Origin of the sequence: Streptosporangium carneum (genome assembly GCF_027922005.1) — a bacterium.
GTDB lineage: Bacteria > Actinomycetota > Actinomycetes > Streptosporangiales > Streptosporangiaceae > Streptosporangium > Streptosporangium carneum.
The window spans coordinates 21,819-34,153 of record NZ_BSEV01000028.1; the positions used below are offsets into that span (position 1 = coordinate 21,819).

A 12,335-nucleotide genomic window follows, 5' to 3' on the forward strand; every position below is an offset into this window, starting at 1 on the left:
CGCACCGGCGCGGCGACGGTGCGATCGCTGTGCCGCCGCGATCGAACGACGCGCGCTTCCGTCGCCTCAGAGGACGTGCGCTGCCTCTCGTTGCTGTAGCTGCCTCTCGTTACTGAAAACGTGACCTCAAATTAGAACAAACAGTAAGAGCGTGCTAGAGAGTGTGCATCGGTCAATTTGGCCGATAGTGGCCTCGGTTCGCTGTGCGGGACCCCGTCGCCCCGGGCGAGGTGAGAGCGCGCCGTGGTGTGGTTACGATTCATGATCGTGTCGATGTGGTTGAACCTGGCGAAGATCGACGTCGAGGCGCTGGAGTCGGTACGGACGGACCCCGCCCTGATCGGCGCGATCCTCTTCGACGGCGGGCGGCCGTCCGCCGGCTCCCTGCGGGAGAACGACGTGTTCGGAGACGACTACCGGACCCTCGCCGCCGTCGCGGAGGGCAGGGCCGAGGCCGAGCATCAGACCACGCGGTGGGGGAGGTGCTATCCCTGGCTCGCGGCGGCGACCGGCGAGGACGGCGAGAACGACGTGGAGGGGTGCGAGTTCGGCTACGGCCCGGTGTTCGTCCTCGACCCCGGCCAGGTGGCGGTGGTCGCGAAAGGCCTGATGGGCGAGGGGTGGGGGTTCGGCGTCGCTCGGCGGGACGCGGCGGACGGTGTTCATGAGGGGGGTTACGAGGGGTTTGAGGACCTCGGGCCGTTCTACGCGGCGGCGGCACGGGAGGGCAGGGCCGTCGTGGGAGGGGTGAGCTGACCCTCCCACGGTGATCGCCGCACCGATTCCGATGTGAATTGTCCGACTTCCGGGCGTGCCTTGATAGAGCGTCGGGCAGCGTCATCGGTATGAATGATGGAAAACACGCAAAGGCCATCATCGGCACTGTCTTCGCCGGCTCAGCCCTGCTCGCGGCCGCGGCCTGCGGAAACGCCCCCACTCAGTCCGGCTCCCGCAAGGCGGCGCCCGCGGGCGTCGTCGTCGGCCTCGTGTCGCCGTCGGGGACGCCGGGCGACCCCGGCCAGGACTCCGGCGGCATGGCGAGCCTTGAGAAGGCGTGCGCCGCGGCCGTGAACGCCGTCAAGGGCTCCACGGTTCTGTCGGTCCAGGCGGAGAACGACGGCCGGATCTGGGGAGTCCAACTGGCCGGACCCGAGGGCGCGGAGCAGCTGCTGGAAGTGGACGCGTCAGGAAAGGTGGTCTCGGGACCAAGGACCAAGGTCACCGGCGAAGAGGAGAAGGCCAGGGTCACGGGCATCGTCAAGGACTCCAGGCTCTCCTACGAGGAGGCGGCGAAGAAGGTGTCCTCCTCGGTGCCGCACGGCAGGATCACCCACATGAGCCTGGACAGGTACACCGACAACCTTCTCGTCTGGGATGTCGACGTCGTCACCCCGGACGGCGTCTGGCACGAGGTCAAGGTCGACGCGAAGGACGGCGCCGTGACCAAGGACGGCCACAGGGACTGAGCCCGCGTCAGCAGCCGCGGCCGTGCCGGGAGGTGGGGGACCCGCGAACGGTCGGCGGGCGCCGAGTCCGTGAGTGAGGACCGCCTCAGCTCACGGACTTCTTGATGAGCGCGCCGATCCGTTCCTCGTCGGCGGCGGTCAACTCCGTCAGAGCGAAGGAGGTCGGCCACATGGCGCCTTCGTCGAGGTTCGCCACGTCATTGAAGCCGAGCGTGGCGTACCTCGTCTTGAACTTCTTCGCGGTCTGGAAGAAGCAGACGATCTTGCCGTCCCTGGTGTACGCGGGCATCCCGTACCAGAGCTTCGGCGAGAGGGCCGGCGCGTTGGCTCTGACGATGTCATGGATCCGCTCGGCGAGGACGCGGTCCGACTCCTCCATCTCGGCGATCTTCGCGAGCACTTCGCTCTCCGCGTCCGCCGTGACCGCGCGCGGGCCGCGCCGCGCGGACGCCTTCAGCTCCCGGGCGCGCTCCTTCATCGCGCCCCGTTCCTCATCCGTGAAGCCGTCGAACTTCTCGCCGGCCGCGCCGGTGTTCCCGGCGGACGTCTGCGTGTCCTTCATGGCAGGTTTCCTCTCATACAAGGCTTGATCTGGACAATCTCATGCTAGGGATTCGCCGCGGTGGCGGCTTCTCGGAAACTGATCGGTTGTCGCCCGGGTGGGAACGGCGACGGTCAGCCGAGCCAGCGGCCGTCGCGCATCAGGTCGCGTCCCCGCAACTCGTTCGCCTCCCGCCAGGCCTGGACGCGCCGTGGCCGGATCAGGAAGTACTGGTAGGGCTCGTCGAGCTCGCGCGGGTCGAAACCGGTCCTGGCCGCGAACGCGTCGCCTGTCTCCGGGGCGAGGTCGGCGAGGTTCACCGGCTCGGCGGCGCCGTCGACGACGACGACGTCGCGCGTCGGCCCGAGGCTGAGTCGCACCCGGCCGTCCGCCAGCAGGTTGCGGCCGGTGACCGAGGCACGCGGCGTCGAGATGAGGAACGCGGTCCCGTCCCAGAGGTACGAGAGCGGGACGAGGTGGACGCCAGAGGAGCCGGCCGTCGCGACCCAGAGATCGACGTCGTTCTCCAGTCTCGCGCGAGTGTCCCGCAGCCGCTCCTCGAGCTCACGCGGCGGCACGCCTGTCATGCTTCCTCCGGTCACGTCGTGGAGAGCCCTCCGTCCGGGGGAGGGCTCCGTCGGCGGCCACGGTGTCGGCCACCTCGAGGGTGAGGGATGCGATGGAGGTCATGACCGTCACGCTGTTTGCGGCTCGGTGACCGGCGCTTCTCGATTCCTGACCGGTCTCGTCACCTGCTTCGCCACGCACGACGGCATCCCCGCCGCGGCGCCCGCCGTGCGGCGCTGGTAGGCGCTGGGCGGCATGCCGACCAGCTCGGTGAAGCGGGTGCTGAAGGTGCCCAGCGACGAGCAGCCGACCGCGAAGCAGACGTCGGTGACGCTGAGGTCGCCACGACGCAGCAGCGCCATCGCGCGCTCGATGCGACGTGTCATCAGATAGGCGTACGGCGACTCGCCGTAGGCGAGCCGGAACTGACGGCTGAGGTGCCCGGCCGACATGTGCGCGCTGCGGGCGAGCGCCTCGACGTTCAGCGGCTGCGCGTACTCCCGGTCGATCCGATCGCGGACGCGACGCAGTCGCGCAAGGTCGTTCAGGCGCTGTGCCGCGGTGAGTGCGCGTCCCCACGCGGGATGACACATGGGAGAACTCCTTTCATCGATGCTCGCGAGCGCCCGGGCCGCATGGCGAGGCGCCCGCCGGTGAGGGGGGCCGAGGACGGAGGCCTGGAGGCGCCGGCCGCCGCGCTCTCCGCGGCGGCCGTCATGGCCGCGTCGATCACTGAACGGCTCAGCGAAGCTCCTGGATGCGGACCAGGTTGCCCGCGGGATCGCGGAAGGCGCAGTCACGGATGCCGTACGGCTGCTCCGTCGGCTCCTGGACGACCTCGGCGTCGCCGGCCTGCAGCTTCTCGAAGGTGCCGTCGAGGTCCCGGGTGGACAGCAGGATCCAGCCGTAGGTGCCCTTGGCCATCATCTCGACGATGGTGCGGCGCTCGTCCTCGGTGACGCCGGGGTCGGCGGCCGGCGGCGCCAGGAGGATGGACGTGCCGGGCTGGCCGACGGGGCCGACCGTGATCCAGCGCATCTTGCCGTGTCCGACGTCGCTGCGCACCTCGAAGCCGAGGGCGTCGCGGTAGAAGGCCAGGGCGGCGTCCGGGTCGTCGTGCGGGAGGAAGCTCGTGTGAATGGTGATGTCCATGGCCGTCACGCTATCCGCGGCCCGGTGACCGGTGCTTCTCGGATCCTGATCGGTCCGGCGGGCTGAGAGCCCTCCGACGGGCCGGAAGCCGAGGACCGCCTACGGGTGGCCGCGCTCTCCCGCGGCCACCCGCTCGAATCCGACCCGTTACGGCGTCAGGACGTCGTCGATGGCCGCGTGCAGGTTCGGTCGCGGGCCGATGTGGTGCGGGTCGCCCGCGGGCTGCGGCGTGCCGGTCAGCTTGAGGGTGTCGCGGACCTGGGCCGGGGTGAGCACCCCGCTCGCCGCCTTGGCCACGCCCTGCAGGTCGGCCACCGCGCCGGCCACGACGGCGCTGGCGCTGGAGGTGCCGTCGAAGGTGCCGGTGTACATCTTGTTGGGGTCGGTCACCGAGGGGGTCAGGTCCTTCCAGCCGGTGACGCCCAGGGTGGCCACGCACGCGCCGTAGGCCTGGACGTCGACGCGCGAGCCGTACGTGGAGAACGACAGCGCCCTGAGCTCGGCGGTGGGGGAGGAGCCTGTGCAGTTCGTCCCGCCGGGGCTGGGCGGCGCTCCCGCCCCGATCATGATGGCGCCGGAGTCGGGACGGCCCATGACGGTGGCGGCGAAGGCGTCGTTCGGGTCGTCGAGGTCGTTGCCGCCGTTGCCCGCCGCCTCCACGACGGTCACCCCTGCCGCGGTGGCCAGCACCGTCTGGTCGTAGACGCTGCTGTCGAGCTCCCACGGGTACCAGCCGCCGGAGGTCGCTATCGCGACCTCGAACAGGATCACGTCTCCCGGCAGGGAGGACGTGGCGGCGTAACCGACGGCGTCAGGGATGGAGGAGGTGGACAGGTTCAGCCTGGCGTGCGGTGCGATGCCCGCCATGCCGACCCCGTTGTCGTCCTTGGCGCCGATCACCCCGGCGACGGCGGTGCCGTGGTGGACCGAGGCGTCGCTGGTGCACGGGTCGCCGAACATGGACGGCATCTGGACCACCGTGCCGGCCGTGACCCGTCCTGCGAGGTCCTCGTGACACAGGTTCCACGCGTTGAGCAGCGTGAACTGCTCGTACGGGAAGGTCCGGGAGACGGTGGTGCCGTCACCGAGCTGCCCGCTGCCGTTGGCGCCCCAGCTGTAGAGCCACTGGCCGGCCTTGCCGAAGGTGTGCGCCAGGCCCGCCGAGACCGTCTCGTTGCTCGCGGAGGTCACGATGGGCGTGGTGGAGTCGGTGGTGGTGCCGTTGCCGAGCTGGCCCTGGGCGTTGTCACCCCAGGTGTGGACCGTCAGGAGGGACGATGACGGCGGCAGGGCTATGGCGGCGCTGTGCAGGGAACCGGCGGACACGACGTAGGCGTTCGACAGGCCGGAGACGGCGACCGGAGAGGTCCTGTCGACGGTGGTGCCGTCACCCAGCTGGCCCTGGCTGTTGTCGCCCCACGCCTTGACCGTGCCGCCGTTGAGCAGGGCGAGCACGTGGTCGGCGCGGCTGCTGATCTGCTTGACGCCGGTCAGACCGGGCAGCGCGACCGGGGTCGTCCTGTCGACGGTGGTGCCGTCGCCCAGCTGGCCCTGGGCGTTGTCGCCCCACGCCTTGACCGTGCCGTTGGACAGCACGACGACGGAGTGGGTGCCTCCCGCCGCGACCGTGCCGGCCCCGCCGGCCACGCCCGTGAGCCCGGGAACGGTGATCGCGATCGCGGAGTCGGAGGTCCCGTAGCCGAGCTGGCGCTGGCTGTTGTCGCCCCACGCCCGCACCGTGCCGTCCGAAAGGACGGCCAGGGCATGGCCCGCGCCCGCGCTCACGCCCACCGCGTTGAAGATCCCGGCGACCTGCACCGGCGTCGCGCTGTCGATGGTGCTGCCGTTGCCGAGCTGGCCCTGGGAGTTGTCGCCCCACGCCCACACGGTGCCGTCGCTCTTCAGCGCGACCGAGTAACCCTTGCCCGCGGAGACGGCCGTGACGTTGGTCAGGCCGGTGACCTGCACCGGGACCTTCTTGGGCGTGGTGCTGCCGTTGCCGAGCTGGCCCTGGGAGTTGTCGCCCCACGCCCACACCTGACCGAGTGACGTGCCCCCCGCCACCAGCAGGGAGTGGTCGTCGCCCGCGGCGACCGTCTGCGGTCCGGTCTGCGAGCTCAGCGCGCCCTGGGCCTCGATGTCGGTGACGAGGATGCCGTCGCCCTTGCCGCCGGGCTGCGCGTTGGCGTAGTCGGCGTCGACCCCTCCGCCCTGGGCGGAGCCGGGCGCGTTGCGGTACCTCTGGTGCGAGCGCAGTGGCTCGACGGGGGCCACGGTGATCGGCCTGGCCTGGGCGATCTCCACCGAGGGCAGGGCGTTCAGGTCGTCCAGCAGCGACTCGATGCCCTTGGGCACGGTGACGACGAACCACGAGTTCAGGTCGGGCAGCTCCCTGCCGACCCGCTTCTCCAGCTGGAGTCGCCGCTGGGTGACCTTCTCCTCGGACGCGCGCGACAACGGCCTGATCGACGCGCCGTCGTGTTTGGCCAGCACCCGCTGGACCGCGGCTGCGTCGGCCGTGTCCTCCGCGACCAGTTTGCGGTCGCGCAGCCGTACCTCCCGGTCGGCCTTGAACTTCACCGACAGCTCAGTCGTGGAGAAGCCCTTGGGAAGCGGCCCGTGCGTGCCCGGCGCGCGCCCCTTGTCCTTGCTGTGGTCGTAGGCGGGGGCAGGTTCGGCCGAGGCCGGTCCCGCCGAGGCCACCGCCGACAACGTGCCGACGGTCACGGCGAGCACGGCCGCGGCGAGCCGCCGCAGGGACGGCCGAACTCTTTCAGAATTGTGAAAATGAGAGCTGACTGGCAATGCGTTCTCCCTCGGTGTCTTTCTCGACGCGCGAGTTCAGAGCCTCCCAATCAGTGACCTCGGGCACGCCGGTCGGCGGCGGATTGCTTTCCCGAGCACAGTGATCCAAGGCGCGGGCGCCCATGGAAGGCCAATTGGTCGCGCAATCTTCGTGTGTCCTGAGAACAACAGACCCGACGGGTCAGCATAGGCTGATCACCCGTATGAAAATCAATACCAAAATGATTGACACGGTCAGCCATTAAGTGAGTGCGTGGAGTGATCGCGCCCATTTCCGTGGGAGACGACTTGTTTGTTGCAGGTTGGTTACGGTGCTCTTGACAGTGGTCCGAGGGTGTCGTAGAAGCGACGGTCCTTCGGCGCCGGAGTGTCCGCCGTGCTCCGTGGCCGTCCGGATGCCGTGCGCGGCAGGTGGCTCCGGGCGTCGGAGGGCCGTCGTTTCTACGGCTTTTCCCGGTTGCTGTCAAGAATGCTTTCGCAGGCCTTAAAAGGCGAGGTCGGATATGCCGTGAATCGGCTTGACGACTCCGCGCGCCCGCCTGACGCCCGACCGCGTGAATCGCTTTCATGCTTGATTTTCCGATGGGTGATCAGCCTATGCTGACCGTCGGGTCCATAGTTTTCACGACATGCGTCGACTGTGCGGGTAATGAGCTTTACCGTGGTAGCCGTGCCTTGGGCCGATGCGCTTTCGAGAGCGTGCCGCCGCTGTTCGGCGTGCCCGAAATCCTGGAACCCGCGCGCCGACGACGACGCCGGAGGAGACGGGCCGTCACCCGTCGGCCGGGGTCTCCGAGGGGGCGGGGGAGTTGGCGTCGGGGACCAGCAGGCTGGGGGCGCCGGTGCCGTCGGCGGGGACGGACCAGGTGTTGTTGGTGCCGTCGCCGGTCTGCAGCGCGTAGGCGACGGTCCGGTCGTCCAGCCATGCGGCCTGGTCGTCCACGCTGCGGGTCTCGGCCAGGGCGGTGATCCGCAGGCTGGCCAGGTCCAGGACGGACAGGCGCCAGCCCTTGCCGGGGTCGGCGTCGACGGCGGACTTGTAGGCGATCCGGGTGCCGTCGGGGGAGAGGGAGGGGCATTCGACGTTTTCACGCAGCGTCCTGACGGTCTTCGCCGCGAAGTCGCCCTCCACCAGGTGGCGGCGGCCGTCGGTGGACAGCGTCGCGTAGAAGCGGTTGTCGTCGCCGGTGAACGTGACGCCCCAGAAGTTGACGTCGGGGTTGCGGTACGGGCGGCCGTCGACGGTGATCGCGAAGTCCTCCAGGGACTTCACCAGCCGCCCGGTGCGGGTGTCGAGGATGCCCGCCACGGTGGAGAAACCGGTCGTCGCGTACGAGTGCCCGTCGATGAACAGCGTCCAGGCGACCATCCGGCCCGTGGCGGAGACGCGCAGCCGGTTCGGGAAGCCCGTCAGCGGCAGACTCCTGCGCTCGTGCAGGGAGGAGTCCAGGACGACCAGGCCGGTCGAGCTGAGCGGGCCGACGGGCTTCAGGCAGGCGACGGTCCCGGCGGCGGTGTAGGCGCGGTCGCACCGCAGTTCGGTGACCTCGCGCGGGCCGCCGGGGTCGGAACGGGAGACCGTCGACAGGCGGCCGTTGGTCAGCACCTGTATGCGCGGTCCCTCGCCCACCGGGCCGGAGCGTGCGGTGACGGGCTGGTCCTTGGCCAGCGCCGCGTAGGTGACGGCGACCCCGGCGAGCAGCAGGGCGGCCAGGGCCGTCACGAGGACGCGGAGGTGTGTGCTGAGAGTGATCGTGACTCCTTGGTGAGGAGGAACGCGGTGAAGGGCAGGGCGACCGCGGTGAGGGCGGCGGCGACCAGGCAGGCGGGCCCCGGTCCCCAGGCCTGCCAGGCGAGCCCGAACAGCACCGACGAGACGACGTAGGACAGGGCCTGGCCGCTCTGCACCAGCGCCAGCCCGGTGGCGCGCAGCTCCGCGGGGAACGTCGCCCCCGCCAACGCCGCCAGGACGCCGTCGGTGGCCGCGTAGAACGTCCCATGGAGCGCCAGCACCGCGACGACCAGCGGCCAGCCGCCGAACGGGCCGTCCAGGAGCAGATAGACGCCGATCAGCGTCGCGTTCCCGCCGACGAACACCTTCAGCCGTCCGACCCGGTCGGCCAGCCTGCCGAGCGGGGCGGCCAGCAGCAGGTAGACCAGGCTCGTGCCGACGGCCAGCATCGGGAACCAGCCGACGCCCAGCTCGACGCGCCGCTGCAGGACGAGGTAGACGAACCCGTCGCCGATCGTGACGAGGCCGATCAGGCACGCGGCGGGAAGGAGCCGTCCACGGCCGAGCTCGACGACGGCCCGCCATGACACGGCGGACGGATGAGGGCGGGAGGAGCGGGTGTCGGGCACGAACAGCACGAGGATCAGCACGGCGAGCAGCGCGACGCAGAAGCTCGCCATGAAGACGGGCTCGAACGCCCCGCCCGCCAGCGCGAGCACCCCGAGCGTGGCGACGGGACCGAGGAAGGCGCCGATAGCGTCCATCGTCCGATGCACCCCGAACGCCCGGCCCAGCCGTTCCTGCGGGGTGGCCAGGGTGATCAGCGCGTCCCGGGGGGCTGTGCGCAGCCCCTTCCCCGCGCGGTCCGCCATGATCACCAGCCCGATGAGCGGTCCGGACGTCCCGGCCGCGAGCAGCCCCAGCTTGGCGAAGGCGGACAGTCCGTAGCCGACCCCCGCCACGGCCTTGTGGCGGCTGACCCGGTCGGCGACGTACCCGCCCGCCAGCCGCAGCAGCACGGTCGCGCCGCTGTACACGCCGTCGACGACGCCGTAGGCCGCCGGGCTGAACTGCAGCCCGACGACCAGGTACAGCGGCAGGATCGCGGTCACCATCTCGGCCGACACGTCCGTCACGAGGCTGACGGCGCCGAGCGCGAACACCGTGCCGCCGACGGTCCTGACGGAGCCGCCGGCGGCTCGACTCCTGTCGAGAGTGGAGAGGTACACGTCGTCAGTGGCAGGCGGTGGTGCCGCTGTCGGTGAAGGACTTGCCCGCCTCGGGGACGAACTGCCAGCTGTAGGCGTTCGGGTGGAGGGTGACCTTCAGGACGCCGTAGGTGTCGCTGTTGCGGACCTCGCTGTTGGCCAGGATGGTCCCGAAGCCGTAGTGGCTCGCCCCTCCGGACCCGACGACGAAGTGGCGGATGCCGCGCGCGTTGTCGAGCTGGTTGGACGGGGTGATCGGCGCGAACCGCTCGTACTGGTGGTTGTGGCCGGTCAGGATCAGGTCGGCGTCGTTGTCGTACAGCGCCTGCACGATCGGGGCGACCGAGGTGTCGGGCGAGTGGTTGGCGCCCGAGGTGTAACGCGGGTGGTGCCACATCGCCACCGTGCACGGCCTGGCGCTGGCCGCCAGGTCGGCGCGCAGCCACGTCACCTGGGCGGAGCTCGCGCCGCAGCCGCCGACGGCCGAGCAGTTGGAGTTGAGCACGACGACGTGCCAGTTCGAGCCGACGTCGTAGGAGTAGTAGCCCTTGGACGGGTCGCCCGCCGACGCGCCGAAGTAGCCGTAGTACCCCGTCGCGCCGGAGGTGTTGTAGTCGTGGTTGCCCGGCACCGGCCTGGTGCGCGCCTTGTGACGTCCCCAGGTCGGGTTGTAGTAGGTGTTGAACTCCGAGGCGGTGCCGTTGTCGTAGACGTTGTCGCCGAGCGTGAAGACCGTGCCCGGGATGTTGTCGAGCAGCGCGGCGGTGGCGCTGTCACCGGAGCCGGAGTTGGAGATGTCGCCCGCGCCGACGAGCACCGGGTCGCCGGACGTCGCGGTGGGCGTGGGCGTGGGGCTGGAGGTCGCGGTGGGCGTGGGGCCCGCGTCGGTGGTCACCACGAGCTGGGGCGCGGTCGAGGCTCCGCTCTCCCGCGAGTCGTAGTCCGCGCCGTCCGAACTGGAGGAGGTGACGCCGATGCTGTAGGTGCCGTTGCCGGTCACGTACGACGTCACGTCGATCTCGTACCAGGCGTTCTGGGCCACGGAGCCGAGCGTTCCCAGCGTGGCCCCGTCGATGGACGGCTGGTTGTTCCACGTGGTGCCCGTCTCGGACCAGGTGGTGTTGCTCACGCCCTTGAACGTGCCGCCGTTGCCGCTCGCCGCGCCGCTCACGTTGTCGGTGTGGACGCGCAGTTTGACGGTGCTGATCGGGCCGGAGATCCCCGCGACGGTGAACCTCAGGAACGCCCGCTTGACAGGTGAGTTGTCGACGCCGAGCTGTCCGGACGTGCCGTAGTTGGTGCTCGTGTTGCCGTTGTCCACGTAGGTGTCGGCCACGGGGGTGAAGGTGGCGGTGGCGGCGTTCGCCACGCCTCCGGACAGGGTCGCGGCCGTGAACACGGCCGTGCCGCCGACGGCGACGGCCATGGACGCCGCTGTGAGCGCCTTGCGTCGGAACATGCGTTTGCTCCTCGTACGCGGTTGTGGGGGGCAAACATGGACGCTAGATCGCTCACCACTCGATTCGATGAGCGGAAACGGATCGCAGGGAGTCCGGACGGTTAATGACCGGCGTGTCAACGGTGACACGTACGGTGAGTTCGGTCCGATGACGGCCGGCGGGCCGCGAGGCAGGTCAGCCTGAGGCCCACGACAGCACGAGGTCGGTGTGCCGCTTGGGGATGACCAGACCGCCGTGGGGCGGGTCCCCGGCGTGGACGTCGATGCGCAGGTCCGCCGTCATCGGCCGTCCGGCGCCGTTCCACGCCCGGACGTGGGCCGCGAGGTCCCCGGCGAGCCGGTCCCTCTCCGGGCCGTGGGCCCGGGCGACCAGGGCTGCGCCGGGTCCCCGGTCCAGCAGGCAGAGACTGTCACCCTCGACGATTCCGACACAGGCCTTGAACCCCTGGAGATCGAGCGGGCTCGTCGCCAGCCAGCCAGGCTGGGCCTCGGACATCATGCACCAGCGGGGTTCGTGCACCGCCAGCCACAGGTTCAGGCCGTCGAGGACCTGCCCCTCGTCGGCGTTCACCCCGGTCGTCAGCTCGGCCACGGGACCGCCCAGGGCCTTCAAAAGGTCGCCGATCTCCGCCGCCCCCGGCAGCGAGATCGTGAGGTCGGTGCCCCTGTCCAGGACCAGGATCGTCTCCGGACCGGCGAAGGGCCCCCGCATCCGCATGAACCCGCAGGGCACCACCGACCGGCTCACCCAGTGCGCGCCCTCCCTCTCCAGCGCCACCGAGCGCTGGACCCCGCACAGGTCCAGCGGCGCGACGACGCGCCCGCCGGGCCCGAGCTGGTCGAGCCAGGCGGGGGCGAGATCCCACACGCCGACGGTGGCGATCACCCGGTCGTACGGCGCCGCGGGGGCGAACCCCTCGGCGCCGTCGCCGCACACCACCTCGACCTCGGGGTGCCCGGCCTCCGCCAGGTGCTCCCGAGCCCGGCGCACCAGGTCGGCGTCGATGTCGACGCTGACGACCCGCCCCCGCGGCCCCACCAGATGGGCGAGCAGCGCGGCGTTGTATCCCGTCCCCGCCCCGATCTCCAGCACCCGCTGTCCCGGTTCGACGCCCAGTTGGTCGAGCATGAGGGCCATCATCGCCGGCTGGGAGGAGGAGCTGATCGGCACGCCGTGGGCGTCGCGCTTGGTCACGATGGCGTCGTCCCGGTAGACGACCTCGACGGAGAGGTCGGGAAGGAACAGGTGCCTCGGCACCGCGAGCAGCGCGTCGGCCACGACGCCGCTGATCCCGCGTCCGCGCACCTCCGCGACCATGTCCTCCCGCAGTGCCCGCCATCCAGCCATCGCCGACCTCCATGCCGTTTTTGTGCCCCGGCGGGTCTCATGCCCGGCGGGACAGGG

General features: G+C 70.5%; 12 protein-coding genes. 2 read left to right on the plus strand and 10 right to left on the minus strand.

Annotation, left to right across the window (positions count from 1 at the left end; all coding sequences use genetic code 11):
* Positions 1-267 precede the first annotated feature (267 nt).
* Both PKF00_RS36545 and PKF00_RS36550 read left to right on the plus strand, forming a co-directional pair.
* Positions 268-756 carry a hypothetical protein gene (locus PKF00_RS36545; RefSeq protein ID WP_271222301.1) on the plus strand — a complete coding sequence of 163 codons (489 nt, stop codon included), beginning with the start codon at positions 268-270 and terminating at the stop codon, positions 754-756.
* A gap of 89 nt (positions 757-845) precedes the next feature.
* Positions 846-1,466, plus strand: coding sequence for a PepSY domain-containing protein (locus PKF00_RS36550; protein ID WP_271222302.1), 621 nt, complete (start codon positions 846-848; stop codon positions 1,464-1,466).
* Between the two features lie 85 nt (positions 1,467-1,551).
* On the opposite strand, the gene PKF00_RS36555 is transcribed toward PKF00_RS36550, so the two are convergent.
* The 10 genes from PKF00_RS36555 to fxlM all read right to left on the minus strand — a co-directional run bounded on the left by PKF00_RS36555 (position 1,552) and on the right by fxlM (position 12,278).
* Positions 1,552-2,028: an iron chaperone gene (locus PKF00_RS36555; RefSeq protein WP_271222303.1), complete on the minus strand. Its 477-nt coding sequence runs from the start codon at positions 2,026-2,028 to the stop codon at positions 1,552-1,554.
* A 113-nt stretch (positions 2,029-2,141) separates the two neighbouring features.
* Positions 2,142-2,594: a pyridoxamine 5'-phosphate oxidase family protein gene (locus PKF00_RS36560; RefSeq protein ID WP_271222304.1), complete on the minus strand. Its 453-nt coding sequence runs from the start codon at positions 2,592-2,594 to the stop codon at positions 2,142-2,144.
* A complete protein-coding gene (locus PKF00_RS36565) occupies positions 2,572-2,697 on the minus strand; it encodes a hypothetical protein (protein WP_271222305.1) in 126 nt (41 codons plus the stop codon). The genes PKF00_RS36560 and PKF00_RS36565 overlap by 23 nt, the downstream gene beginning before the upstream one ends.
* 5 nt (positions 2,698-2,702) lie before the next feature.
* On the minus strand, positions 2,703-3,167 hold the full coding sequence (locus tag PKF00_RS36570; RefSeq protein WP_271222306.1) for a helix-turn-helix transcriptional regulator: 465 nt from the start codon (positions 3,165-3,167) through the stop codon (positions 2,703-2,705).
* A gap of 148 nt (positions 3,168-3,315) precedes the next feature.
* Complete coding sequence (locus tag PKF00_RS36575) at positions 3,316-3,726, minus strand: VOC family protein (protein ID WP_271222307.1); 411 nt, start codon at positions 3,724-3,726, stop codon at positions 3,316-3,318.
* 147 nt (positions 3,727-3,873) lie between these two features.
* Entirely contained in the window at positions 3,874-6,531 is a 2,658-nt protein-coding gene (locus tag PKF00_RS36580; protein WP_271222308.1) for an RCC1 domain-containing protein, read from the minus strand.
* A gap of 772 nt (positions 6,532-7,303) precedes the next feature.
* A complete protein-coding gene (locus tag PKF00_RS36585; protein ID WP_271222309.1) occupies positions 7,304-8,254 on the minus strand; it encodes a TolB family protein in 951 nt (316 codons plus the stop codon).
* A complete protein-coding gene (locus PKF00_RS36590) occupies positions 8,251-9,492 on the minus strand; it encodes an MFS transporter (protein WP_271222310.1) in 1,242 nt (413 codons plus the stop codon). Before PKF00_RS36590 ends, PKF00_RS36585 begins: the two co-directional genes overlap by 4 nt.
* Before the next feature lie 4 nt (positions 9,493-9,496).
* Positions 9,497-10,930, minus strand: a complete 1,434-nt coding sequence (locus PKF00_RS36595; protein ID WP_271222311.1) for a CBM96 family carbohydrate-binding protein — start codon at positions 10,928-10,930, stop codon at positions 9,497-9,499.
* A gap of 175 nt (positions 10,931-11,105) precedes the next feature.
* Complete coding sequence (gene fxlM, locus PKF00_RS36600) at positions 11,106-12,278, minus strand: methyltransferase, FxLD system (protein ID WP_271222312.1); 1,173 nt, start codon at positions 12,276-12,278, stop codon at positions 11,106-11,108.
* Positions 12,279-12,335: the final 57 nt, after the last annotated feature.

Coding starts and splice junctions, on each gene's coding strand:
- PKF00_RS36550 (WP_271222302.1), top strand. CDS start 846: ATGAATGATGGAAAACACGCAAAGGCCATCATCGGCACTGTCTTCGCC.
- PKF00_RS36555 (WP_271222303.1), bottom strand. CDS start 2,028: ATGAAGGACACGCAGACGTCCGCCGGGAACACCGGCGCGGCCGGCGAG.
- PKF00_RS36560 (WP_271222304.1), bottom strand. CDS start 2,594: ATGACAGGCGTGCCGCCGCGTGAGCTCGAGGAGCGGCTGCGGGACACT.
- PKF00_RS36565 (WP_271222305.1), bottom strand. CDS start 2,697: ATGACCTCCATCGCATCCCTCACCCTCGAGGTGGCCGACACCGTGGCC.
- PKF00_RS36570 (WP_271222306.1), bottom strand. CDS start 3,167: ATGTGTCATCCCGCGTGGGGACGCGCACTCACCGCGGCACAGCGCCTG.
- PKF00_RS36575 (WP_271222307.1), bottom strand. CDS start 3,726: ATGGACATCACCATTCACACGAGCTTCCTCCCGCACGACGACCCGGAC.
- PKF00_RS36595 (WP_271222311.1), bottom strand. CDS start 10,930: ATGTTCCGACGCAAGGCGCTCACAGCGGCGTCCATGGCCGTCGCCGTC.
- fxlM (WP_271222312.1), bottom strand. CDS start 12,278: ATGGCTGGATGGCGGGCACTGCGGGAGGACATGGTCGCGGAGGTGCGC.